Source organism: Bradyrhizobium sp. P2_E8 (assembly GCF_056403875.1).
Map to the genome: position 1 here is coordinate 1 of NZ_JBFUES010001846.1, position 631 is coordinate 631.

1 protein-coding gene is annotated in these 631 nt (G+C 61.8%); it reads left to right on the plus strand.

Features of this window, described 5'->3' with window-relative positions; genetic code table 11:
* Nucleotides 1-243: 243 nt before the first annotated feature.
* On the plus strand, nucleotides 244-631 hold a 388-nt coding region (locus tag AC1D00_RS44260; protein WP_477015093.1), incomplete at its 3' end, for a PLP-dependent transferase.

A 631-nucleotide genomic window follows, 5' to 3' on the forward strand; every position in this document is an offset into this window, starting at 1 on the left:
GGGCAGGACCGTTTGACGTCTCTGGAATACTGGATTCCCCGCTTTCGCGGGGAATGACAGCGGTGAGAGGCGCAGCAAATTCTATTCGCAAGGCCTGACGGATCGTTGTCGGAGCGGTTATCTTCAAACCCAGCCGACGCGACGTTGATGCGTGCCATTGGATGACGACGCATTGCTCCCCCTACGCCTCACCAGGGAGTTCCAACGCGCGACGAGGATCCAACCAGAACAGCGAGACAGGCCATGGTAAAACCGTTCCCGTCGAAGACCCACATCGGCAACCATATGCTGCATCCCGAAACCCTGATGCTGACCTATGGCTATGATCCGCAACTGTCGGAAGGCGCCATCAAGCCGCCGGTCTTCCTGACCTCGACATTCGTGTTCAGGACGGCCGAGGACGGGCAGGACTTCTTCGATTTCGTCGCCGGCCGGCGCGAGCCGCCGGAAGGCATGGGCGCGGGCCTGGTCTATTCGCGCTTCAACCACCCCAACAGCGAAATCGTCGAGGACAGGCTCGCGGTCTATGAGCGCACCGAGAGCTGCGCGCTGTTCTCCTCCGGCATGGCGGCCATCGCGACCACGATCCTCGCCTTCGTCCGCCCCGGCGACGTCATCCTGCATTCCCAGC